We start from the raw sequence: 26519 nt of genomic DNA, 5'->3' as shown, positions 1-26519 counted from the left end.
ATCCAGTCCCGTCGTTACTGGATTGCTTCGCTACGCTCGCAATGACGATGCAGATTTCTACCCCGCAGGCGTAAGCCTAATCAACCGACCGTTGTCGCCATTCTCGATAACCCAGATCGCGCCATCGGGAGCAATCTCGATATCGCGCAGGCGGTTGGGGAATTCGTAGCGGCCCAGCTCTTCGGCGCTGTTTGCGCTCGAATCGGTGGCGATGCGCACGACCGATGGGATGGTGAGATTGGCGACCAGCAGCTGGCCTTCCCAATCGGCGAACATATCGCCTGCATAGAAGTCCATGCCGCCCGGGCCGATCACCGGCGTCCAGTGGATGGCGGGCTTGGTGAAGCCGTCATCCTCGGTGTGGTCGGGGATGGCGACGCCATTGTAATTGTCGCCATTGGAGCGGGTGGGCCAGCCGTAATTGGCTCCGGCAACGACGAAGTTCAGCTCGTCCCCGCCCGCGGGGCCGTGCTCCAGCTCCCACAATTCGCCATCCTCGCGCATGGCGAGGCCGAGGAGGTTGCGCTGGCCATAGCTCCACATCTGATCGGCGGGCGAGCCTTGCCCCGCAAACGGATTGCCCGCAGCGGGCGTGCCGTCGAGGTTCAGGCGGACGATGCCACCCAGATTGTTGCCCAGATCCTGCGCGGGGGTCTGCTCCTGCCGGTCACCGCTGGAAATGAACAGATACTGCCCGTCGGGCGAGAAGACGATGCGGTGCGAATAGTGGCCACGCCGCGCGCCTGCGACGCTCTGCCGCCAGATTTCGGAAAGGTCGCTGATCGCGCAGCCTTCCGCGCCGCATTCCAGCGTTCCGCGACCGACCACGGCAAAGGTGCCGTCGCCGCCATCGCTCGCCGCCCAGCTCAAATAGACCATGCGGCTGTCGGCAAAATCGGGGGCGAAGGCGATGTCGCCGAGGCCACCTTGGCCGGCATAGGCGACTTCGGGAACGCCGCTCACTTCGCTGATTGCGCCCGTTGCCGGGTCATAGACCTTCAGCGCGCCCGCCTTCTCGGTGATGAAAATCATCCCCGTTTCGGGGTGGAATTTCAGCGCCCACGGCTCGGCGAAATTGGCGTGCGCTTCGGCAGTGAAGGGCGATCCTTCGGCCAGCGCCACCGGCTCACCAGCGGTCACGACCATAGGCGGGCTATCCCCCGATTGGGCATTCGCGCAACTTGCGAGCGCGAGGGTGGCGGGGAATAGGGCGAGGGTCAGGAGTGTGTGTTTCATGCTGTGTGCAACGCCTTATGCAGAATTTGGTGCCCGGCTTGGTGACACGCCGCTGGTCGCCGGAGTGGACGAGGCGGGGCGCGGGCCGCTGGCGGGGCCGGTTGTGGCGGCGGCGGTCGTGTTGTGCAAGCCTGCCCCTAGGGGCGTAGACGATTCCAAGAAGGTCTCCGCCAAAGCGCGCGCGGCGGCAGAGGCGCAAATCCGCGAGCACTGCGCGTGGGGGATCGGCGTCGTCGATGTTGAGGACATCGACCGGCTCAACATCTTCGGCGCGACCATGCTGGCGATGAGCCTTGCGGTCGAACGTCTGTGCGATGCTCTGGGCGGAGCGCAAGTCACCACGCTGATCGACGGCAATCTGACTCCGGAAGGACGCTGCGGGCAGTGGCGCTGGCCTGCGCGCGCGATTGTCGGCGGCGACGGGAAGGAGGCGTGCATCGGCGCCGCCAGCATCCTCGCCAAGGAATATCGCGACCGGCTGATGGTTGAGGCCGCGCAAGAGCATCCGCATTATGGCTGGGAACGCAATAAAGGTTACGGCTCGGCGGAACATATGGCGGCGTTGCGCGTCCATGGCCCAACGCCTTTGCACAGGCGGTCTTTCGCGCCGGTGGCGCAATTGGAAATGAGCCTGTAACGCCTGCCTCCCATGCTAGTTCTCTCCCTGTCCATTCTCGGCGGCCTTGTCGGCCTGTTTGTCGGCGGCGAATTGCTGGTGCGCGGCTCTGTCGCCATGGCCAAGCGGCTGGGCATTTCCAATCTGGTGACCGGCCTGGTGATTGTCGGCGCGGCGACATCCATGCCCGAAATGGTCGCCAGCGTGCAGGCCGCACTCGACGGCTCGCCCGGCATTGCCTGGGGTAATGTCGTCGGCTCTAACCTCGCCAACACGCTGCTTATCCTCGGCGCGACCGCGCTGGTGGCGCCGATTATCCTCCACGGCATCGGCAAGCGCGATGCGGTGGTCGCGCTGCTTGCGACGCTGGCTGTCTGGGCGCTGGCCGTGTCGCAGGCAGGTGCGCTCTGGATCGGGATCGCACTCCTGGTGGCGCTGGTGGTGTATATCGTCTGGCGGCTGCGCCATCCGCCCGAGCTGGAAGAAGATGATGAGGAAAAACAGCCCGGTTTCGGCCTCGCGATCGTCCTGTTCCTTGCAGGCCTTGGCGCGCTAGTGGTGGGCGGAAAATTCCTCGTCGATGGCGCGATCGAACTGGCGACCATTGCCGGCGTCTCGCAGACGGTTATCGGTCTCACCATCGTCGCCGTGGGCACCTCGCTGCCAGAGCTTGCCGCATCGATTGCTGCCGCGCTCAAGGGGCGCAGCGATCTGGCGGTGGGCAATGTCGTCGGTTCTAACATCTTCAACCTGCTGATGATTGGCGGGGTGACGATGGCTGTGTCGCCGCTCGCGATCCCGGCGGAGATGCTCGACCTCGAATTCCCGGTGCTGGCAGGATCGGCGGTGCTCATGCTGCTGCTGTGCCGCTATGCGCACAGTATCGGACGCGGGCTGGGATTGCTGCTTTTGGCGGCGTTCACGGTGAATACGGCGCTTTTGTTCGCCTAAATTTGCAGGTGAGTCCTCGCGGCCACACCGCAGCATATCGAGTCCTGTAATAACGCGCAGACTCAATATCTTGTGTGAGACTCCTTTTGTTCCGCTCTAACTGTGGTGGAGCGGTGCAAAATTGCCGCTTGACCCCGGACTCCCGAGGATTCATCCCCTGTGGATAACTTGAGGGGTATTCCGTGGGCAATCTGACGAAAATACGCACCGCACCGGTCAAAACGCGCGCGCCAAAGGTCGACAAACAGGACTTGCCGCTGGGGCAAATCCTTGCCGGCGACTGCGTGGAGGAAATGCGCAAGCTGCCCGATGCCTGCATCGATCTCGTCTTTGCCGACCCGCCCTATAATTTGCAATTGGGCGGCGATCTCAACCGGCCCGATGGCAGCCATGTCGACGCAGTGACCGATCACTGGGACCAGTTCGACAGCTTCCAGATCTACGACAATTTTACCCGCGACTGGCTGACCGAATGCCGCCGCGTGCTGAAGCCCGATGGCGCGCTGTGGGTGATCGGCAGCTATCACAATATCTACCGTGTCGGCGCGATCCTGCAGGATCTGGGCTTCTGGATTCTGAACGACATCGTGTGGCGCAAGACCAATCCGATGCCGAACTTTCGCGGCACCCGCTTCACCAATGCGCATGAGACGCTGCTGTGGGCGAGCCAGGGCGAGAAGGCGAAATACCACTTCAATTACCGCGCGATGAAGACGCTGAATGACGAGCTGCAAATGCGCAGCGACTGGACCTTCCCGATCTGCAGCGGCGGAGAGCGGTTGAAGGACGAGGCAGGTCACAAGGCGCACCCGACGCAAAAGCCCGAGGCGCTGCTCTACCGCGTGCTGCTGGCGACGACCGAGAAGGGCGACGTGGTGCTCGACCCGTTCTTCGGCACCGGCACGACGGGCGCGATTGCAAAGCGCTTGGGCCGCGAATGGATCGGCTGCGAGCGCGAGGCGGACTATCGCAAGGTGGCGACCGCGCGCATCGAAAAGGAACTGCCGCTCGATGAAAGCGCGCTCACGACAATGCAAAGCCGCAAGACCCAGCCCCGCGTGGCGTTTGGCGCGGTTGTTGAGGCGGGCCTGCTCGCCCCCGGCACGCTGCTGTTCGACAAAGCGCGCCGCTGGCAAGCGACCGTACGCGCCGATGGCAGCATCGAATGCGGCAAGCTGGTGGGCAGCATCCACGGCGTCGGCAAAGAGTTACAGGGCGCACCAAGCTGCAACGGCTGGACGTTCTGGCACTACGAAGCGGGCGGCGAGGTGAAGCCTATCGATGCGGCGCGAGGGCTGTATCTGCTGGCGAGCGAGGATTGAGCCGTGCAGTCGTCACTCCGGATGTGATCCGGGGTGACGCGTTGGGTATGCGTACCGCCCCTTTCCTACGCCAACGCCCCGCGCATACACCCGTGCAAATGCGCACCGAACACCCTTCCAATCGCTCCGCAAACAGGCGAAAGCTGTGGCTGAAAAGTTTTGCCTCAGGACACTGTAACAGGTGTAACAGGTTAGCGCCCGAGAACGGCTCAAGGCATTGAAAGCAAACGCATGACCCAATCGCTCTACATCCAGCCGATCACCACCGTCTCCGGCCCGCAGGCGGTCGAGGGGGAGGCGGTGCGGCTTGGGGGCGGGATGGTCTATGCGCGCGAGTTTGCGGTGATCGTGCGCGAGGGCGGGCGTGTGCTGTCGCGCCAGAATGCGACCAAGGCGACGATGGCGGAAGCTCTCGCTGCGCTGCCCGACACCCTGGCGGAGGAAGCCAGCGCACAATGGGCGGGGCTCGCCAAGGTACACGCGCCGCTCGAACTGGGCGGACGCACCATACGGCTCGACCAGCCGCAGGTGATGGGCATTCTCAACGTCACGCCCGACAGCTTCTCCGATGGCGGGCGCTTCATGGACGACCCCGAGGAAATGCAGATGCACGCCGCCGCCATGCACGAAGCGGGCGCGGCGATCATCGACATTGGCGGGGAAAGCACGCGGCCGGGCGCCAAACCCGTATGGGAAGGCGAGGAGGTGAAACGCGTCGTTCCCGCGATCGAACATTGCGTGGCGATGGGTGCGGCGGTCAGCGTCGATACGCGCCGCCCCGCGGTGATGGAGGCGGCGCTGGAGGCGGGCGCGCATATCATCAATGACGTGTCGGGCCTGCGCTACGATCCGCGCAGCGTCGAATTCGCAGCCTCGTCAGGCGTACCCGTCATCCTGATGCACGCGCCGGGAACGGGAGAGGACTTGCACGCGGGGCCGGATTACACCGCCGTCGCTTTCGACGTGTTCGATACTCTGAAAGGCTTGCGCGATGCGGCGATTGCAGGCGGCATTGCGGCAGAGCGCATCGTGCTCGATCCCGGCATCGGTTTCGGGAAGTCGCTGGCCGACAATCTCGCCATCCTCAACGCGCTGCCCATGTATCACGCATTGGGTTGCCCGCTGCTGCTGGGCGCGAGCCGCAAGCGGATGATCGGCGCACTGAGCAATGAAGTGGCGGCGCACCAGCGTGTCGGCGGCTCGCTGACGCTGGCCAAGCTCGGGATGGATGCGGGCGTGCAGCTGCTGCGCGTGCACGACGTGTTCGAAACGGTGCAGGCGCGCAATGTCTGGCGCGGCCTGCGCGACGCGGCGCTGACCGATTTTGCGGGGCTGGAGAGCTAGGGCGCGCTAGAAGGTAATGCTGTCGCGCACCTGCTCAAGCGCCTCGGCAGCCTCATGCACGCCGGCATTGTCGCGGCTCACCAGCATCAAAGTGCGGTCATGCGCAGGAAGGAAGGTGTAACGCGTGGTGGTGTGATCGGTGGTGTGCGTCAGGGTGACGCCCTCCGCGCCGTGCATCTCCGCCGGCTCGAACGCTGCCATATGCTCGCGGTCTTGGGCGATGGCGGTGGTGTAATGGCTCAGCGGGCGCTCGAGTAGCGCCAACGCGAAGCCGACTTCGTGATCGGCGGTGCACGGCTCGCGATGGCTATCGTTATCGAACGAGCAGCCGTCCGACCCGATTTGCTGCACAAGGTCACGCGGGATGAACTTTATCGCGAAGGCTGTTTCGCTGAAGTCGGGAGGCAGCGGCAACTCGGTTTCGACCTGGCTCAGCAACTGCGCGTCATAGGCGTAGTGGACATGCGCAAGGCTCCCCTCGGTCAGTGGTGTGGCCTGGGTGGGGACGGTAGCGGATGCAGGCTCGGTCGGCTCGCTCGATGCTGGCGAGCAGGCCGCCAGCGCCATCGTGCAGATCAGAAGGAGAGAGCATTCGGGCCGTTGCATGACACTACATCGCACGAACCGCCTTACGGTTCCGCAGTTTTACGACTGGATACGTCCGCTTAGGCGGCGTTGTCGATGCCCAGATCGGACAGTTTGCGATAGAGCGTGGAGCGACCAATCCCGAGGCGACGGGCGACTTCGGTCATCCGGCCGCGATAGTGGCCGATGGCGAGGCGGATGACATCGGCCTCGATCTCTTCGAGCGGGCGCAGATTGCCGTCGCCGGTGTAAAGCTGCACGCCCGCGCTTTCGCGCACCGGAATATCGGGTGCTTCGCATTCGCCGACGATTTCCTTGACCTGCGGGAAGTCCTCGGTGGTCAGCGCATCGCCATCGCAGAACACGGCGGCACGGAAGAGGACGGCCTGCAACTGGCGCACATTGCCCGGCCAGTCGAAATTGGAGAGCAGGGTGAGCGCGTCCGAGGTAATGCCCAACGGACGCAGGCCCGGCTGCTCGCCAATGCGGGCGAGGAAATGGCGGGTGAGCGCGGGAATATCTCCGGTGCGTTCCCGCAAGGGCGGCAGCTCGATGGAAGTTCGCGAAATCGCGTTCAGCAAGCCTTCGCGGAAATGGCCGGTAGCGACCAGATCGGCGAGCGGCAGATTGCTCGCTGCGATGATGCGGACATCGACCTTATAGGCATATTGCGCGCCGATGGGTTTGACTTGCCCGCTCTCGATCACATCGGTCAGCCGGTCTTGCAAATCCATCGACAGGCGGTCGATCTCGTCGAGCACCAGCGTGCCGCCATCGCAATGCTGGATCGCGCCCACCTGCTGCTCGAACGCGCCGGGGAACGCGCCCTTTTCGTGCCCGAACAGCACGGATTCGAGGCTGCTTGCGGGAATGCCCGCGATGCTGAGCATCCGGAAGGCGGTCTTCGAACGCGGGCTGGCGCCTTGCATCGCGCGCACCAGCATTTCCTTGCCCGTGCCGCTTTCGCCTTCGATCAACACATGGCCATGCCCACGCGCCGCCTTGGCGGCTTTCGCCAGCGCGTCTCGAAAAGGCGGAGCGGTCCCGACCATCGCGTCGAAATCGAGGGTCGAGGGCATTTTCTCGGTGAGCGGGGTCAGCTCGTCGCGCGGTGTTTCGCGGGTGGTTGCATTGCGCAGCGCCTGCATCAGGCGATCGGGCGCGACGGGTTTGACGAGGTAATCGGTCGCACCAGCGCGCATCGCCTCGACAGCAAGCTGCGGGCTGGTGCTGGTCGTCAGCATCAGGATCGGCAGGGCGGGGCGACGCTCTTTCAGCTCGGCAATCAGTTCGCAGGCGCGGTCTCCCGGCACCCACTGGTCGAGGATAATCGCGGAGAGCTGCATCCCCTGCCGCGTGCCCAAAGTGGCAATCGCGGTTTCGGAATCGCCGACAACCAGCGTGCGCCATCCCTCGCGCCCGGCGAGCGCGGAAATCAGGCGGCTTTGTGCCGGTTCATCGTCAATCAGCATCAACAGACGCTGTTCGGTCTCTGCCATGCGCACCCACCATAATCGCCCGGACATCCGGGCAGGAACGCATTGTGGTAACAGGAGGGGGTAAAAACCCGATTAAGCCCGAATTCCCTCTGCCAGCGGGGTAAATCGCTTGTGGGGACTTGAGCGGTGGCAATACGGGCGATAGAGCACTGCCAACAGTTCAACTTTTGCTTGCAGGAAAGTTACTCTCACCATGAGCAACCCGCACGATATGAAAGCCGCCACCGGCACCTATTCGAGCTTTATCAGCACGCTGAAATGGGCCGTTCCCTTGCTGATGGCGATCACCTTCTTCGTCCTCTGGCTCATCGCCTGAGCGGCGGCGGACAGTTGATGCGGATAGCGGTTCTCAAAGAGCGGGCAGCTGGCGAGAGCCGCGTTGCCGCGACTCCCGAAACGGTCAAGAAATTCACTGCGCTGGGCGCGGCGGTTGCGGTTGAGGAAGGCGCGGGGCTTGCCGCGTCGATCTCCGATGCCGCCTATCGTGACGCGGGGGCGGACGTTGTTTCCGCGAGCGCGGCGGTGAAGGATGCCGATATCGTGCTCGGCGTGCAGGCGCCCGATGTGGCGCTGCTGAAAGGCGCGAAAACGGGTGCTTGGGTCGCAGCAACCTTCGATCCTTTCGGCCAGCGCGAGCGGGTTGATGCCTATGCCAAGGCGGGGCTTGAGGCATTGAGCATGGAATTCATGCCGCGCATCACCCGTGCGCAGAGCATGGACGTGCTCTCCAGCCAGTCGAACCTCGCCGGATACAAGGCGGTGATCGCGGCGGCGGACACCTATGGCCGCGCTTTCCCGATGATGATGACGGCAGCGGGAACCGTGTCGGCGGCGAAAGTCTTTGTTATGGGCGTCGGCGTGGCAGGCCTGCAGGCGATTGCCACGGCCAAGCGGCTGGGCGCGCAGGTGAGCGCCACCGATGTGCGCTCCGCCACCAAGGAACAGATCCAGTCGCTCGGCGCAAAGCCGATCTTTGTGGAGAATGTCGCTGGCATCGAGGGCGAGGGCGCGGGCGGCTATGCCACCGAAATGTCCGAAGAATACCAGAAAGCGCAGGCCGAACTGGTGTCCAGTCATATCGCCAAGCAAGACATTGTCATCACCACCGCGCTGATCCCCGGCCGCGCCGCGCCGCGCCTGATTTCGGACGCGCAGATCGCGACCATGCGCGAAGGCAGCGTGATCTTCGATCTCGCCGTGGCGCAGGGCGGTAATGTTGAAGGCTCGGCAGCGGACGAGACGGTGGTGAAGCACGGCGTGAAAATCATCGGCTTCTCCAACACCGCAACGCACCTTGCCGCCGATGCCAGCGCGCTGTTCAGCCGCAATTTGTTCAACTTCCTCAACGCCTTCTGGGACAAGGAAGCCGGCAAGCCGGTGCTCGACGAAGAGATTGGCGACGCGGTGCGGCTGACGCGGGGTGGCGAAGTGGTGAATGAGAGGCTGTTGGGGTGAGGGCGCTGACACTCGCATTTGCGTTGGCTCTGGTGGTCACGCCGGTACAGGTGCTCGCACAAGAAGAAGCTGAGGGCGAGCCGCCGCATCCAATTGAAGGCGAATGGACTGTCGACCTCCGTCTCGGAATCGATGACGAGCGGTACACGCAACCGATGGTATTGCGTTTATCCCACGCCAATCACGTAACCGGCGAACTTTACGGTTCTACGATCGAGGCAGGCCGTTTCGGCGCTGCCCAGGGGCGCGAGTGCATTGCGTTCCGGACAAGCGACAACTCGGGCAATTATCATCACTCGGCCTGTCTCACAGGCGCGGTTCTGGTCGGCGTAAGCTGGTCGGAAGGGCGCGACTTCGTGCTGCCTTGGACTGCCACAAAGGACTGAAATGGACTTTATCTCAATCCTCTCGATTTTTGTGCTGGCGTGTTTCGTCGGCTATTATGTCGTGTGGTCGGTCACGCCCGCGCTGCATACGCCGTTGATGGCGGTGACCAATGCGATTTCCAGCGTGATTATCGTCGGCGGCCTGATCGCTGCGGCGGAGGCGGGGAGCGATGTGGCGAAGTGGCTGGGGCTGCTCGCCGTTGTGCTCGCCAGCGTCAATATTTTCGGCGGTTTCGCGGTAACCGAGCGGATGCTCGCCATGTACAAGAAGAAGGATAAGTGATGACGATGTCCTTCCTTGCAGCTGGCGCCGAGGGCACTGGCGTCAACCCTTGGGTCGCACTTGCCTACCTAGTTGCAGGCGTGTTCTTCATCCTCGCATTGCGCGGGCTTTCCAGCCCCGCCACATCGCGGGCAGGCAACCGGAACGGCATGATCGGTATGGCGATTGCCGTCATCACGACGTTGGTAACGCACAGCCTCGCCAATATCGTCGAGATCGGAATCGCGATTTTCCTTGGCGGGATCATCGGGGTCACCATCGCCCGCCGCATCGCGATGACGCAGATGCCCGAGCTGGTGGCGGGTTTCCACTCGCTCGTCGGCCTCGCAGCAGTGCTGGTCGGTTGGGCCGCCTACCTCAATCCCGGCGCATTCGGCCTGTTGACCGAGAGCGGCGCCATCGGGCCGGTGAGCAAGGTCGAAATGGGTCTGGGCATCGCCATCGGGGCCATCACCTTCTCCGGCTCGATCATCGCTTTCTTGAAACTCAGCGGCAAAATGAGCGGTTCGCCGATCCTGCTGCCCGGGCGGCACGTGATCAATCTCGGCACGCTCGCGGCGATCCTCGTGCTGACCGCGATGTTCGCGCACACGCCCGATCCGGCGGCAAATCTGCCCTTTATCGTCGCGTTGACGGTGCTCGCCTTTGTCATCGGCTTCCTGCTCATCATCCCGATTGGCGGCGCGGATATGCCGGTCGTCGTGTCGATGCTGAACTCCTATTCCGGCTGGGCGGCGGCGGCGATGGGTTTCACACTGGGCAACACCGCGATGATCATCACCGGCGCGCTTGTCGGCTCGTCAGGCGCGATTCTGTCCTACATCATGTGCCGCGCGATGAACCGCAGCTTCCTCAGCGTGATCGCGGGCGGCTTCGGCGGCGATAGCGGCGGCGCGTCGGGTGGCGAACCGCGTGAACAGCGCCCATACAAGCAGGGCAGCGCGGCAGATGCGGCCTATATGCTCGAACAGGCGGAGAAGGTCATCATCATCCCCGGCTATGGCATGGCGGTGGCGCAGGCGCAGCACGCTCTGCGCGAAATGACCGATGTGCTGGAGGAAAAAGGCGTCGAGGTGAAATTCGCCATCCACCCCGTCGCAGGCCGGATGCCGGGGCATATGAACGTGCTGCTCGCCGAAGCCAATGTCTCTTACGACAAGGTGTTCGAGCTGGAGGACATCAACAGCGAATTCGCGCAGGCCGATGTTGCCTTCATCATCGGTGCGAACGATGTGGTGAACCCGGCAGCGAAGACCGACAAGTCCTCGCCCATTTACGGGATGCCGGTGTTCGATGTGGACAAGGCCAAGCAGGTCTTCTTCATCAAGCGCAGCATGGGCGGTGTCGGCTACGCCGGGGTCGACAACGATGTGTTCTACATGGACCAGACCATGATGCTGCTGGCGGATGCGAAAAAGATGGTCGAGGAAATCGTCAAGGCGCTCGACTGATTTGGTCGACGGGGTTCAAGGGGCTTACCAAACGTGCGCAAACTCGGCCTGATTGGCGGGATGAGCTGGGTTTCGACCCACCGCTATTACGAACGCATCAACAAGCGCATCCAGCGCGATGCCGGCCCGCGCCATTCCGCGCCGCTGCTGATCGAAAGCCTCGACTTCGCGCAAATCTACCAGTTGCAAACGCCAGAAGACTGGGAGCGCGGCGCAACGGTGATTACGGCAGCGGCGAACCGCCTTGCCGACGCGGGTGCGGAAATGCTCATCATCGGGGCCAATTCGATGCATCGGATGTTTCGCGAGATCGAAGCACAGGTGCCCGTGCCGATGCTGCACATTGCCGAATGCGTCGGTGCGAAAATGGCGGCGGACGGCATCAAGCGTGCCGCGCTTGTCGGCACGCGCAATGTGATGACCGAAAGCTTCTACCGTCGCCGGCTGGTGGCGCATGGGGTCGATTTGCTACCGCCTGATATGGAGCACGTCGAAGAGCTCGATGCGATCATCTATGATGAGCTGATGGTAGGCAAGGCGCGCAAGGATTCCGAGCGCACGCTGCGCACCTGGTTCACCGGTTATGAACGCGACGGCGCGCAGGCGGTGGTGCTCGCTTGCACCGAGCTGGAGCTGATCGTCGATATCGATGCCAATGTGCTGCCGATCTATGACTGTATGCGCATCCATGCCGATGCTGCGGCGGACTGGATTATCGGCGGCGAGTAGACCGCCGAAGCGGGGTTTTCCCGCGGCAATCGCCGCCGTTCGCGCCCTGTTCCCGTTGTCATAGGCCGGTCTCTGCCATAGCGGTGCAGGCCATGCATTACGCGCCCTATGCCGCCGATCCTGCGCACAGCCGAGGGCGCGAGTTTTCGCAGCCGGGGCACACTGCGCGCGGGCCGCGCACGGCTTTCCAGCGCGATCGTGACCGGATCATCCACTCAATTGCTTTCCGGCGGTTGGCGGGCAAGACGCAGGTCTTCATCGCGCCCGATGGTGACCATTACCGGGTCCGCCTGACGCACAGCCTTGAGGTCGCGCAAATCGGACGGGTGATCGCCCGCGATCTGGGTCTGGACGAGGATCTGACTGAGGCGCTGTGCCTCGCGCATGATCTGGGGCACCCACCCTTCGGCCATTCGGGCGAGGATGCGCTGGAGGCGGCGCTGGAGCGGTCGGGCGGCTTTTGCCACAATGGCCATACTTTGCGCACTGCTATGCGGCTCGACAGTCCCTATCACGGGATGACAGGGCTGAACTTGAGCTGGGAAGTGCTCGAAGGACTCGCCAAGCATAACGGGCCGGTCGCAACCCCCGGCTGGGCGCTGGCGGAGCTGGACGCGGCCTTTCCGCTCGATCTGCACCTGCATCCTTCGCTGGAAGCGCAGGTGGCCGCGCTGGCCGACGATATCGCCTATGACAATCACGATATCGACGATGGACTGCGCGCCGGTTTCCTCGATCTCGAGGATCTGCTGACCCTCGATTTCCTCGCCGATCTGTGGCGCGATATTGAAGCGCGCTTTCCGCTGGCGACGCGCGATGAGCGGTTACGCGAACTGGTGCGCGCGCAAATCGGTGTGATGTGCAATGATCTGCTGGAGACGACGCGGGCCAATCTCGCGGGCGTTGAAAGCGTCGCAGAAGTGCGGCAGGCGGGCCGCGCCTTGGCGACGTTCTCGCCCGACATGGCCGCACGCGAGCGGCGGCTGAAGGCGTTCATGTATGAACGGCTCTATCACCATCCCGATCAGGTTCGCACGGCGGAACTGGCAAAGACCGTGATCGCCAAGCTGTTTGCCGCCTATGACCAGCAGCCTTCGCTGATGCCCGACCGCTGGATGCAAAGCCTGCCCGAAACGGCACCCGAACGCGGGCGTCACATCGCCGATTTCGTGGCGGGCATGACCGACCATTTTGCCATCCGCCAATATGCGCGGATTTTCGGCAAAGTTCCCGAAGGGTTGAGCAATGTCTGATGCAGCCGGACCGCTGTTCGATACACAGGCAGATGCCATCGCTGCCATTCCGGCCGTCGCAAAACGCCGCGTGCTGCTGGTGGGGGCGACCGGTCTGGTCGGGCGCAGCGTAATCGCCCGCACGCCGCATACGCCGCAGGTCGCTTTGCAAGGGCTGGCGCGGCGCGAGATGGACTTTCCCGATGGCGTGCGGATGGAACTGGTGCTCGCCGACAATCAAGATTGGCCCGATGTCATCGCCATGCTCGCGCCCGAAGCGGTGATCAACGCGCTCGGCACCACGCGCACCAAAGCGGGGAGTGAAGGGGCCTTCCGCGCGGTCGATCACGATCTGGTGATGGCGGTCGCCGCCGCCGCCAAAGCCGCCGGAGCGCGCAGCTTCGTGCATATCTCCTCGGTTGGCGCCGACACCGCGTCGAAGAATTTCTACCTGCGCACCAAAGGCGAGGTCGAGAGGGAGCTGAAGACGCTGCGTTTCAACCGGCTCGACATTTTCCGCCCCGGATTGCTGCGCGGACAGCGACAAGGCGATGTGCGGATGCTTGAAGGGATCGGGCGGGTACTCGCACCGCTCACCGATCTGTTCCTGCATGGCAAATACGCCAAATATCGCTCGATCATGGCCGATGATGTCGCCGCAGCCGCATTGCAAGCGACGGGCGAGAAGGCGGGCGGACAGTTCGTTCACGAGCATGACGGGATCATGCGGCTGGCCGACAGGTTCAAGAGCGGGGAGCGCTAGATTGTGCCTTGGGACACACTTTTCGCTATCGCCAATGGCTGGGCGCTGGTGCTGTGGGTGGTTCTAATCCTGCTCCCGCGCACGTCGGTGTCGCAGGCCTTCGTGTTCTACGCGGGCGTCGGGCTGTTATGCATGGCGTACGCCGTGCTGATGGCGCTGCTGCTGGCAGGGGCGCTTGATCCCGGCAATGTCGTTGGCGATGGCCAGGCGGCATCCTTTATGAGCATTGAGGGCGTACGCGCCCTGTTTGCCAGCGATGCGGGGATTACGATCGGCTGGATCCACTACCTCGCCTTTGATCTGTTTGCCGGATTGTGGATCGCCAAGGATGCCGATCACAAGGGCTTCTCGCGACTGGTGCAGGCGCCCGTCCTGCTGCTGACTTTCATGGCGGGGCCGGCGGGACTGTTCCTCTGGTTCCTTATCCGTGAAAAGCGCGCCCGCGCTTCGGCTGGCCCGCGCCGGGTCAATCTGTGAAGCGCCATGCGCCTGCGACCTTGCGCAATCGGGAAGCGATTGCGGAGGTGCTGGCGAAGGAATTGCCGGGGCGTGGCATCATACTCGAAGTCGCCAGCGGCACCGGCGAACACGCGGTATTCTTTGCGGAGAAATTTCCGGCGCTCAATTGGCAAGCAAGCGAAGCCGATCCCGGAGCCATCGCCTCGATCACGGCCTATCGTGAGGAGTGCAGTCTGCCCAATCTGCTGCCGCCCTTGAGCTTTTCGGTAACCGACGCCGAATGTCCGCTCGCCAAAGCCGATGCAATTTTTTGCGCGAACATGATCCATATCAGCCCGTGGGCGGCCGCCGAGGGGCTGTTACGGCACGCGGGCAGCTTGCTGGCAAAGGGCGCGCCGCTGACCCTCTACGGCCCGTTTATCGAGCCCGATGTGCCGACCGCTGTGTCCAATCTGGAATTCGACGCCAGCCTGAAGGCGCGCAATCCGGATTGGGGTTTGCGCAGACTGGAGGCTGTTGATGCGCTGGCGGTCGAAGCGGGCCTCACCCGCACCGCGCTATGCCCGCGAACAATCTGACGCTGGTCTATCGCCGCGACTGATCGCGACAGCGCGGCTTAGTCGATCGCGCGTTCGCCTGCCTTGCCGACGGATTCGATATCCTGCCCGATGCCCTGAATGGTGTTGCAGGCGGTCGCGGTGAGCGCGAAAACGCTCGCGGTAAGAGCGATCAGAATTTTGCGTGCCATGGTTCTCATCCTTTCGTGGCTTTCGCCCTAAACATACCGGATGAACGGGTGATGGCGCGCTCAGGTTCCCTCTGGCGGCGTTGCTGCGGCGAGGCGAGCCTTGCGCAAGACGCGTTCCCGCCAGGTAATCACGATGCCCGATCCGATAACAAAAGGTGCGCCCAGCCACACACCGGGCGTGGGCAGGTCGCCAAAGATCAGCCAACCGAACAGGGCGGCCCAGATCAGGCTGGAATAATCCATCACGATCACGCTCGACACCTCGCCAAAGCGCAGAGCCATGGTGATGAACACCTGCCCCCACGTGCCGAACAGGCCTATGCCTAGGAGCAGCAGCCATTGCTCGCCCGAGAGCGGCTGATGCACAAAGGGCAGGGCGGGGGCAGTGACCAGCACGGTTGCGAGCGCGAACCAGAACACGATCACCATCGGCGCTTCGGTGCGGCCGAGGTCGCGGATCTGGATGGCAATCAGCGCGATCATAAACGCGCCGCCCAACGCCACCATGGCGCCGGTCAGCGGGATCGCGCCGCTGCCCGGCTGCGCGATGATGACAATGCCCGCAAAGCCCGCAATTACGGCGGACCAACGCCACACGCCCACGGTCTCCTTCAACAGGATGATCGAGAGCAGTACGGCGAATAGCGGGCCAGTGTAGCTGAGGGTGGTCGCCTCCGCCAAGGGCAGCAGGATAACACCGCCAAAATTCAGCAGCATTCCGACAACACCGTAGGCCGCACGCAGCGCATGGGCCTTCGCCCGCGCAGTCTTGAGCAGCACCAGCCCACCGGCCAACATCGCCCAGCCGAGCATGATCGGCAGCGTCACGAATTGCCGCCAAAAGATCAGTTCGAGCAGATGGACGCCGCTTTCGCTCGCCAGCTTGATGCAAACCGCCATCAGAGCAAAGCCGGCAATGCCGAGCAGGCGAAAAACCAGGGCAAGCAGCGGGCGGTCTTGGTTTGCGGAACTCACCTTCGCGGCTTTAGGCCTGCTGCGTCGTCGCGCAAGCCCTGCTGCTTCCCCGGGATTGCGGGAGGGGTTTGCATCCACCATATGGCGGGCGATGAAATGGCCTGCCTTCCTGCTGTTGTCGAGCGATGCGACCCGTTACGTGATGGCGGGCGGCGCGCTTCTCGTGCTCTCGGCCATTGCCGCGCTTGGGGAGCAGCGGCGCGCGCGGCGCAAGCATCCCGATGCGGTCGGCATCATGCCGTGGCGCGACATCGGCGCGTTAAGTATGTTCGCTGGCCTCGCGCTGTGCGCGTTCGGGATTGTCGGCTGGATCCGCGGGTAGAGATAGAAGCTCTGGCGGTTGGTTTGCGCTAGGTCACGGCAAGCGCGACCGGAGGCAAACTACAAACAGGCTTCCAGATAAGCCTGGTCGAACCCGAACTGGCGGGCTTTTTCCAGCGTGTAGGGGCGCAGGCCGGACGAGCGGTGCTCGCCGATGATCTTGCCGTCATCGCCTTCGTCGAGATATTCGAACGCGAACAGCTCCTGCGTCACGATCACGTCGCCCTCCATGCCGATCACTTCGGTGACGTTGGTGGTGCGGCGCGAGCCGTCGCGCAGACGCTTTACCTGCACGATCAGGTCGACCGATTCGGCGATCTGACGGCTGATAGCTTCTTTGGGGATCTTGATGTCGCCCATCAGGATCATGTTTTCCATACGGCCAAGGCACTCACGCGGGCTGTTGGCGTGCAGCGTACACATCGAACCATCGTGGCCGGTGTTCATCGCGGCGAGGAGGTCGAAACATTCCGCGCCACGAATTTCGCCCAGGATGATGCGGTCAGGGCGCATACGCAGGGCGTTCTTCACGAGGTCGCCGATGGTGATCGCGCCTTGGCCTTCGAGGTTCGGCGGGCGGGTTTCCAGCGGCAGCCAGTGCGGCTGCTGCAAGCGCAGTTCCGCCGCGTCTTCGATGGTCAGCACGCGCTCGCCTGGGTCGATCATCTTCGACAGGGCGTTGAGCATGGTCGTTTTACCCGAACCGGTACCGCCCGAGATGACAATGTTCATGCGGCAGGCACCGGCAATCTTTAGTGCGGTGGCCATCTTGTCCGACATCGATCCGAAATCGCGCAGCATATCGATGGTGATCGGCTTTTCGGAAAACTTACGAATCGAAATCGCAGTGCCGCGCAGACTGAGCGGCGGCACGATGACGTTCACACGGCTACCGTCCTTGAGACGGGCGTCAGCCAGCGGCGTCGTCTGGTCGACGCGGCGGCCGACCTGGTTCACGATGCGCTGGGCGATTTGGAACAAGTGACTTTCATCGCGAAACTTGATCGGCGCGATGGTCAGCTTGCCCTTCTTTTCGATGTAGGTCTGGTCAGGGCCGTTGACCATGATATCGGAAACGTCCGGATCGTTAAGAAGCTCTTCCAACGGGCCGAAACCGAGCAACTCGTCGATAAGCACCTTTTCCAGCGCGAACTGTTCGCGCCGGTTGAGTGTGACCTTGAGCTCGGCCAGCACTTCCATGATGATCGGGCGGAATTCTTCGCTCAGCTCTTCCTTGGAAAGCGTCGAGGCGGCTTCGGGATCGACACGTTCGAGCAGGCGCGGCAGCACCTGTTCCTTGATCTTGTGGACGCTAGCTTCGAACCCGCCAAATTCCTGCTGTTCGTGAACGGCATTGGCGCGTTCGGACAGACGGTCCATCGCGCTGGCGTTCTTGTCCGCAGAAGAGAGGGGCGCGCCCTCGGCGGGGACGGGGGGGAATTGCTCGCCACCCCGCGGCCCTGAACCGCCGTCAGCATTGCCTGCCCCTGCGCCTGCGTGCATCGGCTTGGCCACGCCAAAACTCGGGCGTGCGCCGTTGCCAATCCCGCCGGGGCCGTTTTTGCGTCCGAAAGCGCTCATCCGCTATCCCTCGTCTCTTCCCACAAAGGCGCAACCTCAATCAAAGCTGCGCCGGTACACAGACCCATTTCGCGGAGTTTGGTAAACATTTCGCTAAGGTTTGCGCCGAAAGCGGGACGAGTGATGTAAACTCTTCAACCGCAATAGCCGCCGATGGTGAATTTGCTGTTCACCGTCGTCTTCCTCGGATCAGGCGGGCTTTTCGCCATAACGTTGATTGCGCGAGCCTGGCCGAGTGCCTACAGCCCGCTTTCGCTTTTCGGGTACATCTCCATGCAACAATCGGATCGGGTCGGGCTGCTTTACGCGCTGGCGGGCTTTTGCTTGCTGTCCGTGAGTGACAATGTCGTCAAAAGCATGGCTGACGAGTGGACACCCACGGCGCTCGCTTCGGTCCGTTATGTTATCGGCGCGGTTGCTTTGTCGGCCTTGCTCTTCGCGCGGGAAGGCGTGGCCCCCTTCCGCTCCATCCCCATGCCGGGCGTGCAACTGCTGCGCGGGTTAGGGCTGGGCATTTCGACCGTCGCCTTTTTCGCCAGTGTCTGGGTAATGCCGTTGAGCGATGCGGTTGCTATCACTTTTGTGCAACCGATGATTACAGCCATACTCGCTGCGATCTTCCTCGGTGAGCGACTGCAAATGAACAAGGTGATCGCGATTGTTGTCGCGTTTGTCGGCGTGCTGATCGTCTTGCGGCCCAATTTTGCAGAAATCGGCTTTGCCGCGCTTCTGCCGCTGCTTGTTGCCAGCGGCATGGCCATGCTGATGATCGGCAACCGCGCCGCGAGAGGTGCGGGGAGCGTGCTGGCGGCACAGGCCTATGGCGCGATCATTGCGGCAGCCGTGCTGGTCGCCGTCGCCTTTGCCGGGGATCGAAGCGGTATGCCCGAAATCGCGTTCTTCTGGCCCGAATGGCACGTGCTGGCGCGCACGGCATTGGTGGCGCTCTTCGCCAGCACCGCGCACTGGCTGATCTTCAAAGGTACCGAGCGCGCCGGTGCAGCGACAATTGCGCCGATGACGTATGTGCAAATCCTGGTTGCGACCACGCTCGCGTGGATATTCTTCGACGAAGCGCCCGATCTGGCCGCGCTGGGCGGTGCGGCGCTGATTATCGCTGCCGGACTGTGGCTGTGGCATATGGGGCGCAAGGCCGATTCAGCGGCCGCACGGAAGGCTGGTGCTAGCGCCTGATCCAGACGGTCAGGATGCGATCCTGCAATTCCACTGAGCGGCTCTCATAATAGTCGGCCTCTAGCGCAGCGTCGACCAGCGCGGTCGTCTCCTCGTTCTGCACCGTAACCGGCCGGTCTGCGGTGACAATCGCGCCCGGCTCCAGCGCCAGAATGCGGCGCACTTCATCGCCTTGGTCGACATCGAGTGCGTTGAGTTCCAGCGCGTTGTTCAGATGGTCAGGATAGACCAGCCGCGTCGGCACACAGCTGTCGCTCATCCGGTAAAGCGCGGTCGGCCCGTCGAAAATCCACAGGCAGGTGTCGCGCCGGTCAACATGGGGAGCGATGGCGTTGGCGAGCTGCTGGGCGGCGTCAATCTGCCCCTGCGATTCCGCGTAACGGTCGGGCAGGTTGAGCAGGGCAAGGAATCCGGCGGAAACAAACAGGCCGGGATAGAGCTTGAGCGGCCCTTTGGCATTGAGCAGCGGCAGTCCGACCAGCGCGAAGGGTGCGCTAACTGCGGCGAAGTAATAGAGGTAGACCGTGCTCGGCAGAAAGGCGGTCGCAAGGCTGGCGAGCGCCCATCCGGCGAAGAACAGCCAGGTCGCAAAAGGTTCGGGTCGGATCATGCGGTAAGCGGCGTAAATGCCTCCGCCCCCGACGATCACCAGCGGCGCGACACCGAGCCAGAATTCGGGTGCCCAGCGGCCTTGCGGCGCGGGCATACGGTCAAAGAAGCTGAGGAAATTGGCGAAGACGAAGGCGTCGAACCCGCCGACTGCCGCATAGAGCAGCGCCACCACCACGGTCGGGGCAAGGCCAAGCGCGGCAAAAGCAGCGCCCAAAGCGGCGATATAGGGCAGGGTGGAACCGCGCCGGTATTCCACCCACAGGGCATACAGGCCGAAAAATGCGCATTGCGGCAGCACCGTGTATTTGATCTGCAAGGCGATCCCGCCCAGCAGCATCGCTGCCAGAGCGCGGCGGCGGAAATGCGGGTGCTGCGGATCGACCAGCAGCAGCGCCATGCCGAGCATCAGCGGCAGGAAGAAGACCTCGCTCTGCGCCGAATAGCTGGCATAGGCGCACAGCAGCACGGTCTGGATAATCGCCGCCAGTGTCGCAGAGGCGCGACCGACCAGCAGAAGCGCAAGGCGATAGGTCAGCCAGGCGGCGAGCAGGGCAAAGCCCGCCGCAACGAATTGGTAGGCCAGCGGTCCGGGGCCGAATAGCCAGTGCGCCGCGCCGAAAATGGCGAAGAGACCGAAAGGCTTGCGGTCCCACCAATCGACAAAGGGCAGCTCGCCATATTGCATCCGCCAGCCGATAAAGCTGTAAAGCTGCTCGTCATAATCGGCGACCGGATTGCCGAACCAGATGCCGCGTGTCGCCGCGATCACCAGCACGATCACCGCAAACGGCACCATGTCCCCGCGCAGCCATTGCCGGCGTGCGGGTTGCGAGGTGACGGATATCGGCGCCATCATGGTCATGCGGCGCTTGTGGCGCGGGTATGGTTAAGGAAGCATTATCAACGTCGCTCGCGCACGCGGCCAACCGTCGTCGGCGCGGCATCGCCGGATTTGCCCAAAATTAACCGCGTTTTGGTAGCGGCGAAACATGACCCGCAACAGCTACACTTTCCGGCATCTGTTCCGATTGGCCGCCGTCCTGATGCTGGCGGCTTTCTCCTATTTCGCCTTCGCGAGCTGGAGCATCGCGCCCTATCCGGGGCCGCAAGAAGCAAAGTTTCGCGCCGCTTCGCATATTGCTGGAGCACCGCTCGCGGACAGGATCGTGCTCGGAGACAGCCGCGTCGCGATGGCGGAACCGGACGGTGAATCGCTGCTCATAGGCTATGACGGGGCAACATTCCCGCAGCTGGAACGGCTGATCAGCATTGTTTGCTCGGTTAGCTCCGCTCCGATTACAATCGCCCTGGGCGTAAACGATACGATCCCGCGCTGGAGCGATGTCGGATCGACGATGGATAGCGCGCGGCGCTCGGTCGAGCAGTGCGGCGCAGAGCGCGTCAGCATTGCGGGCATCTGGGCGCCGGAGCCGACGGTCGAGCCGCTGGGCGGACTGTACGATCTGGAAACGCTGGCATTACTCAATCGCGAACTGGAAAGCATGGCCGCACAAACCGGAGCGACATTTATCCCCGCACCGCAGGGGCTTTCAGGACACACGTTCGACGGCGTGCATTTCATGCGCAATACATCGGGCGAATATATCGCACACCTTACCGGAAAGGGTGCCGCTAACGAGACAGTCGCTCAGTGACGACGCAGACCTTTCTCAACCCGTCACTGTCGCTGCTGCTTGATGCGGTGCGCGGCATCGCCGCGCTGATCGTGCTGGTCGGCCATGCCCAGGGCATGGATCTGTACACTGGGCCCTATCCGATAAGCGGTTTTATCCAGCATCATGCGGTGACGGCTTTTTTCGTGCTTTCGGGTTTGGTCATTGCGCATAGCGCAATGCGGCGGAAGACCGATCTGGCAGACTACGCCATCGCCCGCATCGCCCGGATCGTGCCGGTCGTCTGGCTGGCAATCGGCCTGTCGATCCTGTTGTTCGTGCTGGCCGAAGCTGCCGGCCTGGATGCAGGAGCCTCCCCTCCGACAGATCAGCTAACCTGGCAGACGACGTTGCTGCCGGCCCTGTTTCTCAGCGAAAGCGCGATCGGTGCAGGGCTGGTGTGGAATCCGCCCTTCTGGTCGCTGGTGTGCGAAGTGTTTTTCTACGCGCTGTTCGGTGCGGCTGTGTTCCTGCGGGGGCACCGACGGGTCGTTGTACTGGGAATCATCGCAATGCTCGCGGGCTGGAAAGTGCTGGTGCTCTTCCCGATCTGGTTGTTGGGCGTCGCTCTGGTGCTGTACCCAGAACGCTTTGAAATAGGACGTGTTGCGGGGGCTTGCGCGCTTCTGGTGGCAGGGGTTGCCATGGTGCTGATCGACCGACAGCTGCTTGCCTGGACAAGCGCACTTTCGGTATTCACCGGCCTCTCATTCGAAGAGCTGGGAATTGCCAAATTCCTGCTTGTCGATGCGGCGATGGGCTTGGCGGTGATGCTCGCCTTTGTCGGACTGCGCGCCTGGGCTGACACGCTGATGCCCGCGTTGGCCTTTGTCGAACGGCCGGTCCGCTGGCTCGCCGGCATATCGTTCACGCTCTACATCGTGCATCATCCGATGCTTCTCTTCGTTCGAGCAAATGGTATCGGGGCCGGCGATAGCGTGGCGCTGTTCGCGCTGCTCCTCGGCTTTGTGATCGCGCTGAGCTGGCTGCTGGCCGATCTGGTGGAGCACCGCACGCCGAAATTGCGCCGGGCATTGCGCCACCTGCTCGCGGAGCACCGGCTGCGGAGTGCCCAACCGCGCTGATTCGATCCGCATCGAACGCGAATTCGTGCTGCAATGTATAGGTATGCGTAGCCGCGAGCCTGTTTGACGCCGGTCGTACAGAGAAATATTTCTCCAAATAATATGGAGAGGATTGCGATGAAATTTGCTGCTGTTTTGACGCTTGCTGTGTTGTTTCCGCTGCCGCTTGCCGCGCAGGAAGCGCCCGAGTTGCCCGATTGGCTCGCCGGTTGCTGGGAAGCGACCGATGGCGAGCGCTGGGTCGAGGAATGCTGGACGGTGCCGCGCGCCGGGATCATGCTGGGCAGCGGACGCAGCGGTGATGGCGAGAGGCTGCTCGGCTGGGAAACGATGCGCATCGCGCTTGACGAACCGAATGGCGATGGCCCGAATGTGCGGATGGCGTTTCTTGCCGCGCCGATGGGCGCGACGCCGACCTTGTTCGCGTGGAGCCCGGGCGATTCGGAAAGCGTCACATTCATCAACACCGCCAACGAATATCCGCAGCGCATCCGCTACTGGCGCGAGGGGCGTGAGCTAATGGCGGAGATTTCGCTGGTCGACGGCAGCAACCCGATGCGTTGGGCCTACCGCCGGATGGACGACTAGCCAGCGATCAGGCGAGGGGCAGCGATTTCATCCCCTTCGTGCGGCTGGTGAGGTGATAATCGCGGCACAGGCTGCAACGATAAGGGCGCAGAGTTACCCGCGCCCTCATGGCAGCCGCGATGGCGGCCTCTTCGCTGGAATAGCGCCGTTTGCGGGCGCAAATGGCAGGGCGCGTCTGCATGGCGCGCCCGGTGCCGGTTAGCCCTCGACGTGCTCGGCGAGAACGGTCAGACCCTTGTCGCCGACTTCGGCAAAGCCACCGCGCACTTCGATGCTTTCCGGCTCGCCGCCTTCGGTCTTGTAGACCTGCACCGCACCGTCGCGGATGGTCGACATGAAGGGCGCATGGCCCTCCAGCACACCGAATTCACCCTCGGTTCCGGGGACGACCACCATGTGGACGTCTTCGGAACGGACGAGCTTGGACGGGGTTACGAGTTCGAAGTGTAGTGCCATTTCACATCATAGCCCCTTGCAAAGCGGGGCTTCCTTCAACCCCCCTCCCGCTTGCGGGAGGGGTCGGGGGAGGGCCTGTAACCAAAAGGAGGGTGGCCCGACATTCCCTCCCCTGACCCCTCCCATAAATGGGAGGGGAAAATTAGGAGCCCCAGCCTTTCGGCGGGGTACCTTTGTCTTAAGCCTCTTCAGCCAGCTTTGCGGCCTTGGCGACCACATCTTCGATGCCGCCGACCATGTAGAAGGCTGCTTCGGGCAGGTGATCGTATTCGCCGTCCACAACCGCCTTGAAGCTCTTCACCGTGTCTTCCAGCTGCACGAACTTGCCCGGAATGTTGGTGAACACCTCGGCCACGTGGAACGGCTGGCTGAGGAACTTCTGGATCTTGCGCGCGCGGGCAACGATCGTCTTGTCCTCTTCCGACAGCTCGTCCATGCCGAGAATGGCGATGATGTCTTGCAGGCTCTTGTACTTCTGCAGCGTTTCTTGAACGCGGCGGGCGGTGTCGTAGTGTTCCTGGCCGACAACGCGCGGTTCGAGCACGCGGCTGGTCGAATCGAGCGGGTCCACTGCCGGGTAGATGCCCAGCTCCGAAATGGCGCGGTTCAGCGTGGTCGTTGCGTCCAAGTGGGCGAACGAGGTTGCCGGTGCCGGGTCGGTCAAGTCGTCGGCAGGAACGTAAATCGCCTGCACCGAGGTGATCGAGCCCTTGGTGGTCGAGGTGATGCGTTCCTGAAGGTTACCCATGTCGGTCGACAGGGTCGGCTGGTAGCCCACAGCCGAAGGAATACGGCCGAGCAGAGCCGACACTTCCGAACCCGCCTGCGTGAAGCGGAAGATGTTGTCGACGAAGAACAGCACGTCCTGGCCTTCCTGATCGCGGAAATATTCCGCCATGGTCAGGCCCGAGAGAGCCACGCGGGCACGTGCGCCCGGCGGTTCGTTCATTTGGCCGAAGACGAGTGCCACTTTGGAACCTTCCGAAGTCGCGTTGCCTTCTTCGTCCTTGGCAATAACGCCAGCGTCGAGGAATTCGTGGTACAGGTCGTTGCCCTCGCGGGTACGTTCACCCACGCCGGCGAAGACCGACACGCCGCCGTGGCCCTTGGCGATGTTGTTGATGAGTTCCTGAATGAGCACGGTCTTGCCCACGCCAGCACCGCCGAACAGGCCGATCTTGCCGCCCTTTGCGTAAGGCGCGAGCAGGTCGATCACCTTGATGCCCGTCACCAGAATGTCCGCTTCGGTCGACTGGTCCACAAAGGCAGGAGCTTCGGCGTGGATCGGTGCGGTCATGTCGGCACCGATCGGGCCGCGCTCGTCGATCGGCTGGCCGATAACGTTCATAATGCGGCCCAAAGTCTTGGGGCCGACGGGCACAGAAATCTGCGCGCCGGTATTGATGACTTCCTGACCACGGGTGAGGCCGTCCGTGCCGTCCATTGCGATGGTGCGCACAGTGTTTTCACCGAGGTGCTGCGCGACTTCGAGAACCAGCGTGTTGTCGCCGTTCTTGGTTTCGAGCGCGGTCAGAATGGCGGGCAGTTCACCGGGGAACTGCACGTCGACGACGGCGCCGATGACCTGGCTGATCGTGCCATTGGTGGTTTGGTTCAATGCGGGGGCGGTAGCCATGATGTTTGTCCTGTGGCTCAGTTATCTACGTGATGGGAATTGTGTTCGGTACAGACCGCTTCGGCGTCGGCGATGACCCAGCTTTCGCCGGTTTCATCGACATTCAGCGTCGCGTCGTGGCGCAATTCGGTGTCTTCGCCGAGGCCGAATTCGCACGAAGCAGTGTCGGCACCCATGGCGCGCTGACAAAAGGCGGTCGAAACCGGCTCGGCAGCGGGGCAGGTTGCCGCGAACAGCTCGGTGAAAAGCGCCTCGTCCGCGGGAGCGAGTGCAACCACCGGTTCCGGAGCGACCGTTTCGACCGGCTCAGGTGCGGGCTCTTCACCGCAGGCGGCGAGAGCAAGAGCAGGAAGGAGGAGGGCGATTTTGCGCATGATCCTACAGAGCCTCCGCACCGGCGATGATTTCGATCAGCTCGGTCGTAATCGCGGCCTGGCGGCTGCGGTTGTACTGGATGGTCAGCTTGTCGATCAGGTCGCCTGCGTTGCGCGTGGCGTTGTCCATCGCGGTCATCGACGCGCCTTGCTCGGACGCTTCACGCTCCAGCAGGGCACCGAAAAGCTGCGTCTTCACATAGCGCGGGAGCAGTTCGGCGAGGATTTCTTCCTCGTCGGGCTCGTATTCCACCGCCGCGCCGGTGTCTTCGCTAGTTTCAGGCGAAGGTACGGGCAGCAGTTGCACCGTGGTCGGGTCCTGCGCCAGCGCGCTCTTGAACACGGGGTAGACGAGGTGGGCGATGTCAAATTCGCCCTTTTCGAAGCGCGCCACCAGATCGTCCGCAATGGCTTCGGCCTCTTCGAAACCGATATTGCGCACCGTGCTGGTGTCAAAGTGATGCGCGATCTTGCTTTCATAGTCGCGGCGGATGGGCGCGCGGCCCTTCTTGCCGACGAGGTAGAAGGTCACGTCCTTGCCATCGGCCAGCAGCTTTTGCGCCTGCTTCTTGGCCTCTTTCACGATGTTCGAGTTGAGACCACCGCACAGGCCCTTATCGGTGTTCACGACCACCAGCAGGTGGCGCTTATCCGATCCGGTGCCGCGCAGCAGCAGTGGGGCGCTGTCACCACTCACCTTGCTGGCGAGCGAGCCCATCACATCGGCGAGGCGGTTGGCATAGGGGCGCGCAGCTTCCGCCGCCGCCTGCGCCTTGCGCAGCTTCGCGGCGGCGACCATCTGCTTCGCCTTGGTGATCTTCTGGGTCGACTTGACCGACCCGATCCGATCCTTGAGTTCCTTGAGGCTTGCCATAATTCCCTTCTTCTTCCGTCATTCCGGCGAAGGCCGGAATCCAGTTGATGAGCTGTCTCTGTTTGGCTCTGGATCCCGGCCTACGCCGGGA

Annotated in this window: 31 protein-coding genes; 19 read left to right on the top strand and 12 right to left on the bottom strand. The window is 62.9% G+C overall.

Annotated elements, in window-relative coordinates:
* Nucleotides 1–57: 57 nt before the first annotated feature.
* Nucleotides 58–1236 carry a PQQ-dependent sugar dehydrogenase gene (locus tag ACS0VV_RS08420; RefSeq protein WP_483532267.1) on the bottom strand — a complete coding sequence of 393 codons (1179 nt, stop codon included), beginning with the start codon at nucleotides 1234–1236 and terminating at the stop codon, nucleotides 58–60.
* Between ACS0VV_RS08420 and ACS0VV_RS08415 the strand changes: the two genes are divergently transcribed.
* From ACS0VV_RS08415 to folP, 4 genes are all read left to right on the top strand, one after another.
* A complete protein-coding gene (locus ACS0VV_RS08415; RefSeq protein WP_483532266.1) occupies nucleotides 1235–1873 on the top strand; it encodes a ribonuclease HII in 639 nt (212 codons plus the stop codon). The genes ACS0VV_RS08420 and ACS0VV_RS08415 overlap by 2 nt on opposite strands.
* Nucleotides 1874–1885: 12 nt before the next feature.
* Complete coding sequence (locus tag ACS0VV_RS08410; protein ID WP_483532265.1) at nucleotides 1886–2803, top strand: calcium/sodium antiporter; 918 nt, start codon at nucleotides 1886–1888, stop codon at nucleotides 2801–2803.
* A gap of 191 nt (nucleotides 2804–2994) precedes the next feature.
* A complete protein-coding gene (locus ACS0VV_RS08405) occupies nucleotides 2995–4125 on the top strand; it encodes a DNA methyltransferase (protein WP_483533516.1) in 1131 nt (376 codons plus the stop codon).
* Between the two features lie 231 nt (nucleotides 4126–4356).
* Nucleotides 4357–5469: a dihydropteroate synthase gene (gene folP / locus ACS0VV_RS08400; RefSeq protein ID WP_483532264.1), complete on the top strand. Its 1113-nt coding sequence runs from the start codon at nucleotides 4357–4359 to the stop codon at nucleotides 5467–5469.
* A 6-nt stretch (nucleotides 5470–5475) separates the two neighbouring features.
* On the opposite strand, the gene ACS0VV_RS08395 is transcribed toward folP, so the two are convergent.
* The gene (locus tag ACS0VV_RS08395; protein WP_483532263.1) at nucleotides 5476–6036 is read right to left on the bottom strand and encodes a hypothetical protein; all 561 of its coding nucleotides are present in this window, start codon (nucleotides 6034–6036) and stop codon (nucleotides 5476–5478) included.
* Nucleotides 6037–6134: 98 nt separating this feature from the next.
* Nucleotides 6135–7553: a sigma-54-dependent transcriptional regulator gene (locus ACS0VV_RS08390; RefSeq protein WP_483532262.1), complete on the bottom strand. Its 1419-nt coding sequence runs from the start codon at nucleotides 7551–7553 to the stop codon at nucleotides 6135–6137.
* A gap of 193 nt (nucleotides 7554–7746) precedes the next feature.
* Here ACS0VV_RS08390 and ACS0VV_RS08385 point away from each other — a divergent pair, with 193 nt between their 5' ends.
* From ACS0VV_RS08385 to ACS0VV_RS08340, 10 genes are all read left to right on the top strand, one after another.
* Nucleotides 7747–7869, top strand: a complete 123-nt coding sequence (locus tag ACS0VV_RS08385) for an aa3-type cytochrome c oxidase subunit IV (protein ID WP_483532261.1) — start codon at nucleotides 7747–7749, stop codon at nucleotides 7867–7869.
* A gap of 17 nt (nucleotides 7870–7886) precedes the next feature.
* Nucleotides 7887–9008 carry an NAD(P) transhydrogenase subunit alpha gene (locus tag ACS0VV_RS08380; RefSeq protein ID WP_483532260.1) on the top strand — a complete coding sequence of 374 codons (1122 nt, stop codon included), beginning with the start codon at nucleotides 7887–7889 and terminating at the stop codon, nucleotides 9006–9008.
* A gap of 32 nt (nucleotides 9009–9040) precedes the next feature.
* Nucleotides 9041–9394 carry a hypothetical protein gene (locus tag ACS0VV_RS08375; protein ID WP_483532259.1) on the top strand — a complete coding sequence of 118 codons (354 nt, stop codon included), beginning with the start codon at nucleotides 9041–9043 and terminating at the stop codon, nucleotides 9392–9394.
* A 1-nt stretch (nucleotide 9395) separates the two neighbouring features.
* Nucleotides 9396–9677, top strand: a complete 282-nt coding sequence (locus ACS0VV_RS08370; RefSeq protein ID WP_047094117.1) for an NAD(P) transhydrogenase subunit alpha part 2 — start codon at nucleotides 9396–9398, stop codon at nucleotides 9675–9677.
* Nucleotides 9677–11128, top strand: a complete 1452-nt coding sequence (locus ACS0VV_RS08365) for an NAD(P)(+) transhydrogenase (Re/Si-specific) subunit beta (RefSeq protein ID WP_483532258.1) — start codon at nucleotides 9677–9679, stop codon at nucleotides 11126–11128. Before ACS0VV_RS08370 ends, ACS0VV_RS08365 begins: the two co-directional genes overlap by 1 nt.
* A 33-nt stretch (nucleotides 11129–11161) precedes the next feature.
* Nucleotides 11162–11857: an aspartate/glutamate racemase family protein gene (locus ACS0VV_RS08360; protein WP_483532257.1), complete on the top strand. Its 696-nt coding sequence runs from the start codon at nucleotides 11162–11164 to the stop codon at nucleotides 11855–11857.
* 92 nt (nucleotides 11858–11949) lie between these two features.
* Entirely contained in the window at nucleotides 11950–13110 is a 1161-nt protein-coding gene (locus ACS0VV_RS08355) for a deoxyguanosinetriphosphate triphosphohydrolase (RefSeq protein ID WP_483532256.1), read from the top strand.
* Nucleotides 13103–13852 (top strand): NAD(P)H-binding protein, encoded by a 750-nt coding sequence (locus tag ACS0VV_RS08350; protein WP_483532255.1) that lies wholly within the window; start codon nucleotides 13103–13105, stop codon nucleotides 13850–13852. Before ACS0VV_RS08355 ends, ACS0VV_RS08350 begins: the two co-directional genes overlap by 8 nt.
* Before the next feature lie 3 nt (nucleotides 13853–13855).
* Nucleotides 13856–14329: an ABA4-like family protein gene (locus ACS0VV_RS08345; protein ID WP_483532254.1), complete on the top strand. Its 474-nt coding sequence runs from the start codon at nucleotides 13856–13858 to the stop codon at nucleotides 14327–14329.
* Entirely contained in the window at nucleotides 14326–14889 is a 564-nt protein-coding gene (locus ACS0VV_RS08340) for a DUF938 domain-containing protein (RefSeq protein ID WP_483532253.1), read from the top strand. The genes ACS0VV_RS08345 and ACS0VV_RS08340 overlap by 4 nt, the downstream gene beginning before the upstream one ends.
* Before the next feature lie 38 nt (nucleotides 14890–14927).
* Here the strand turns inward: ACS0VV_RS08340 and ACS0VV_RS08335 are convergent, their stop codons facing one another.
* Nucleotides 14928–15059: an entericidin A/B family lipoprotein gene (locus tag ACS0VV_RS08335; RefSeq protein ID WP_483532252.1), complete on the bottom strand. Its 132-nt coding sequence runs from the start codon at nucleotides 15057–15059 to the stop codon at nucleotides 14928–14930.
* A gap of 60 nt (nucleotides 15060–15119) precedes the next feature.
* Nucleotides 15120–16034: a DMT family transporter gene (locus tag ACS0VV_RS08330; RefSeq protein ID WP_483532251.1), complete on the bottom strand. Its 915-nt coding sequence runs from the start codon at nucleotides 16032–16034 to the stop codon at nucleotides 15120–15122.
* A gap of 91 nt (nucleotides 16035–16125) precedes the next feature.
* Between ACS0VV_RS08330 and ACS0VV_RS08325 the strand changes: the two genes are divergently transcribed.
* The gene (locus tag ACS0VV_RS08325; protein ID WP_483532250.1) at nucleotides 16126–16356 is read left to right on the top strand and encodes a hypothetical protein; all 231 of its coding nucleotides are present in this window, start codon (nucleotides 16126–16128) and stop codon (nucleotides 16354–16356) included.
* Nucleotides 16357–16415: 59 nt separating this feature from the next.
* Here ACS0VV_RS08325 and ACS0VV_RS08320 read toward each other — a convergent pair whose 3' ends face one another.
* Nucleotides 16416–17936 (bottom strand): TadA family conjugal transfer-associated ATPase, encoded by a 1521-nt coding sequence (locus ACS0VV_RS08320; protein ID WP_483532249.1) that lies wholly within the window; start codon nucleotides 17934–17936, stop codon nucleotides 16416–16418.
* A 273-nt stretch (nucleotides 17937–18209) separates the two neighbouring features.
* Here ACS0VV_RS08320 and ACS0VV_RS08315 point away from each other — a divergent pair, with 273 nt between their 5' ends.
* Nucleotides 18210–19130: a DMT family transporter gene (locus ACS0VV_RS08315; RefSeq protein ID WP_483532248.1), complete on the top strand. Its 921-nt coding sequence runs from the start codon at nucleotides 18210–18212 to the stop codon at nucleotides 19128–19130.
* On the opposite strand, the gene ACS0VV_RS08310 is transcribed toward ACS0VV_RS08315, so the two are convergent.
* A complete protein-coding gene (locus ACS0VV_RS08310; protein WP_483532247.1) occupies nucleotides 19120–20604 on the bottom strand; it encodes an ArnT family glycosyltransferase in 1485 nt (494 codons plus the stop codon). The genes ACS0VV_RS08315 and ACS0VV_RS08310 overlap by 11 nt on opposite strands.
* A 127-nt stretch (nucleotides 20605–20731) precedes the next feature.
* Between ACS0VV_RS08310 and ACS0VV_RS08305 the strand changes: the two genes are divergently transcribed.
* From ACS0VV_RS08305 to ACS0VV_RS08295, 3 genes are all read left to right on the top strand, one after another.
* The gene (locus ACS0VV_RS08305) at nucleotides 20732–21397 is read left to right on the top strand and encodes a hypothetical protein (RefSeq protein ID WP_483532246.1); all 666 of its coding nucleotides are present in this window, start codon (nucleotides 20732–20734) and stop codon (nucleotides 21395–21397) included.
* Complete coding sequence (locus tag ACS0VV_RS08300) at nucleotides 21394–22500, top strand: acyltransferase family protein (protein WP_483532245.1); 1107 nt, start codon at nucleotides 21394–21396, stop codon at nucleotides 22498–22500. Before ACS0VV_RS08305 ends, ACS0VV_RS08300 begins: the two co-directional genes overlap by 4 nt.
* A gap of 117 nt (nucleotides 22501–22617) precedes the next feature.
* Nucleotides 22618–23088 (top strand): DUF6265 family protein, encoded by a 471-nt coding sequence (locus ACS0VV_RS08295; protein WP_483532244.1) that lies wholly within the window; start codon nucleotides 22618–22620, stop codon nucleotides 23086–23088.
* 7 nt (nucleotides 23089–23095) lie between these two features.
* Here the strand turns inward: ACS0VV_RS08295 and ACS0VV_RS08290 are convergent, their stop codons facing one another.
* The 5 genes from ACS0VV_RS08290 to ACS0VV_RS08270 form a co-directional block, all read right to left on the bottom strand.
* Nucleotides 23096–23269, bottom strand: a complete 174-nt coding sequence (locus ACS0VV_RS08290) for a hypothetical protein (RefSeq protein WP_483532243.1) — start codon at nucleotides 23267–23269, stop codon at nucleotides 23096–23098.
* Between the two features lie 17 nt (nucleotides 23270–23286).
* Nucleotides 23287–23544, bottom strand: coding sequence for an ATP synthase F1 subunit epsilon (locus tag ACS0VV_RS08285; RefSeq protein ID WP_483532242.1), 258 nt, complete (start codon nucleotides 23542–23544; stop codon nucleotides 23287–23289).
* 178 nt (nucleotides 23545–23722) lie between these two features.
* Nucleotides 23723–25180: a F0F1 ATP synthase subunit beta gene (atpD, locus tag ACS0VV_RS08280; RefSeq protein WP_483532241.1), complete on the bottom strand. Its 1458-nt coding sequence runs from the start codon at nucleotides 25178–25180 to the stop codon at nucleotides 23723–23725.
* Between the two features lie 17 nt (nucleotides 25181–25197).
* Nucleotides 25198–25554 carry a hypothetical protein gene (locus tag ACS0VV_RS08275; protein ID WP_483532240.1) on the bottom strand — a complete coding sequence of 119 codons (357 nt, stop codon included), beginning with the start codon at nucleotides 25552–25554 and terminating at the stop codon, nucleotides 25198–25200.
* A gap of 4 nt (nucleotides 25555–25558) precedes the next feature.
* Nucleotides 25559–26428: a F0F1 ATP synthase subunit gamma gene (locus ACS0VV_RS08270; RefSeq protein WP_483532239.1), complete on the bottom strand. Its 870-nt coding sequence runs from the start codon at nucleotides 26426–26428 to the stop codon at nucleotides 25559–25561.
* Nucleotides 26429–26519 lie beyond the last annotated feature (91 nt).

This window comes from Aurantiacibacter sp. KMU-128, assembly GCF_056933515.1.
Note: the sequence above shows the minus strand (reverse complement) of the source record. Positions and strands in the feature narration are given on the sequence as shown.

Bases quoted from the DNA above. Each gene is read 5' to 3' on its own strand.
- ACS0VV_RS08310 (WP_483532247.1), bottom strand. From the start codon at position 20,604: ATGACCATGATGGCGCCGATATCCGTCACCTCGCAACCCGCACGCCGG.
- ACS0VV_RS08335 (WP_483532252.1), bottom strand. From the start codon at position 15,059: ATGGCACGCAAAATTCTGATCGCTCTTACCGCGAGCGTTTTCGCGCTC.
- atpD (WP_483532241.1), bottom strand. From the start codon at position 25,180: ATGGCTACCGCCCCCGCATTGAACCAAACCACCAATGGCACGATCAGC.
- ACS0VV_RS08295 (WP_483532244.1), top strand. From the start codon at position 22,618: ATGAAATTTGCTGCTGTTTTGACGCTTGCTGTGTTGTTTCCGCTGCCG.
- folP (WP_483532264.1), top strand. From the start codon at position 4,357: ATGACCCAATCGCTCTACATCCAGCCGATCACCACCGTCTCCGGCCCG.
- ACS0VV_RS08410 (WP_483532265.1), top strand. From the start codon at position 1,886: ATGCTAGTTCTCTCCCTGTCCATTCTCGGCGGCCTTGTCGGCCTGTTT.
- ACS0VV_RS08385 (WP_483532261.1), top strand. From the start codon at position 7,747: ATGAGCAACCCGCACGATATGAAAGCCGCCACCGGCACCTATTCGAGC.
- ACS0VV_RS08325 (WP_483532250.1), top strand. From the start codon at position 16,126: ATGAAATGGCCTGCCTTCCTGCTGTTGTCGAGCGATGCGACCCGTTAC.
- ACS0VV_RS08275 (WP_483532240.1), bottom strand. From the start codon at position 25,554: ATGCGCAAAATCGCCCTCCTCCTTCCTGCTCTTGCTCTCGCCGCCTGC.
- ACS0VV_RS08415 (WP_483532266.1), top strand. From the start codon at position 1,235: ATGCTGTGTGCAACGCCTTATGCAGAATTTGGTGCCCGGCTTGGTGAC.
- ACS0VV_RS08365 (WP_483532258.1), top strand. From the start codon at position 9,677: ATGACGATGTCCTTCCTTGCAGCTGGCGCCGAGGGCACTGGCGTCAAC.
- ACS0VV_RS08395 (WP_483532263.1), bottom strand. From the start codon at position 6,036: ATGGCGCTGGCGGCCTGCTCGCCAGCATCGAGCGAGCCGACCGAGCCT.
- ACS0VV_RS08305 (WP_483532246.1), top strand. From the start codon at position 20,732: ATGACCCGCAACAGCTACACTTTCCGGCATCTGTTCCGATTGGCCGCC.
- ACS0VV_RS08355 (WP_483532256.1), top strand. From the start codon at position 11,950: ATGCATTACGCGCCCTATGCCGCCGATCCTGCGCACAGCCGAGGGCGC.
- ACS0VV_RS08285 (WP_483532242.1), bottom strand. From the start codon at position 23,544: ATGGCACTACACTTCGAACTCGTAACCCCGTCCAAGCTCGTCCGTTCC.
- ACS0VV_RS08290 (WP_483532243.1), bottom strand. From the start codon at position 23,269: ATGCAGACGCGCCCTGCCATTTGCGCCCGCAAACGGCGCTATTCCAGC.
- ACS0VV_RS08370 (WP_047094117.1), top strand. From the start codon at position 9,396: ATGGACTTTATCTCAATCCTCTCGATTTTTGTGCTGGCGTGTTTCGTC.
- ACS0VV_RS08390 (WP_483532262.1), bottom strand. From the start codon at position 7,553: ATGGCAGAGACCGAACAGCGTCTGTTGATGCTGATTGACGATGAACCG.
- ACS0VV_RS08320 (WP_483532249.1), bottom strand. From the start codon at position 17,936: ATGAGCGCTTTCGGACGCAAAAACGGCCCCGGCGGGATTGGCAACGGC.
- ACS0VV_RS08350 (WP_483532255.1), top strand. From the start codon at position 13,103: ATGTCTGATGCAGCCGGACCGCTGTTCGATACACAGGCAGATGCCATC.
- ACS0VV_RS08270 (WP_483532239.1), bottom strand. From the start codon at position 26,428: ATGGCAAGCCTCAAGGAACTCAAGGATCGGATCGGGTCGGTCAAGTCG.
- ACS0VV_RS08380 (WP_483532260.1), top strand. From the start codon at position 7,887: ATGCGGATAGCGGTTCTCAAAGAGCGGGCAGCTGGCGAGAGCCGCGTT.
- ACS0VV_RS08315 (WP_483532248.1), top strand. From the start codon at position 18,210: ATGCAACAATCGGATCGGGTCGGGCTGCTTTACGCGCTGGCGGGCTTT.
- ACS0VV_RS08420 (WP_483532267.1), bottom strand. From the start codon at position 1,236: ATGAAACACACACTCCTGACCCTCGCCCTATTCCCCGCCACCCTCGCG.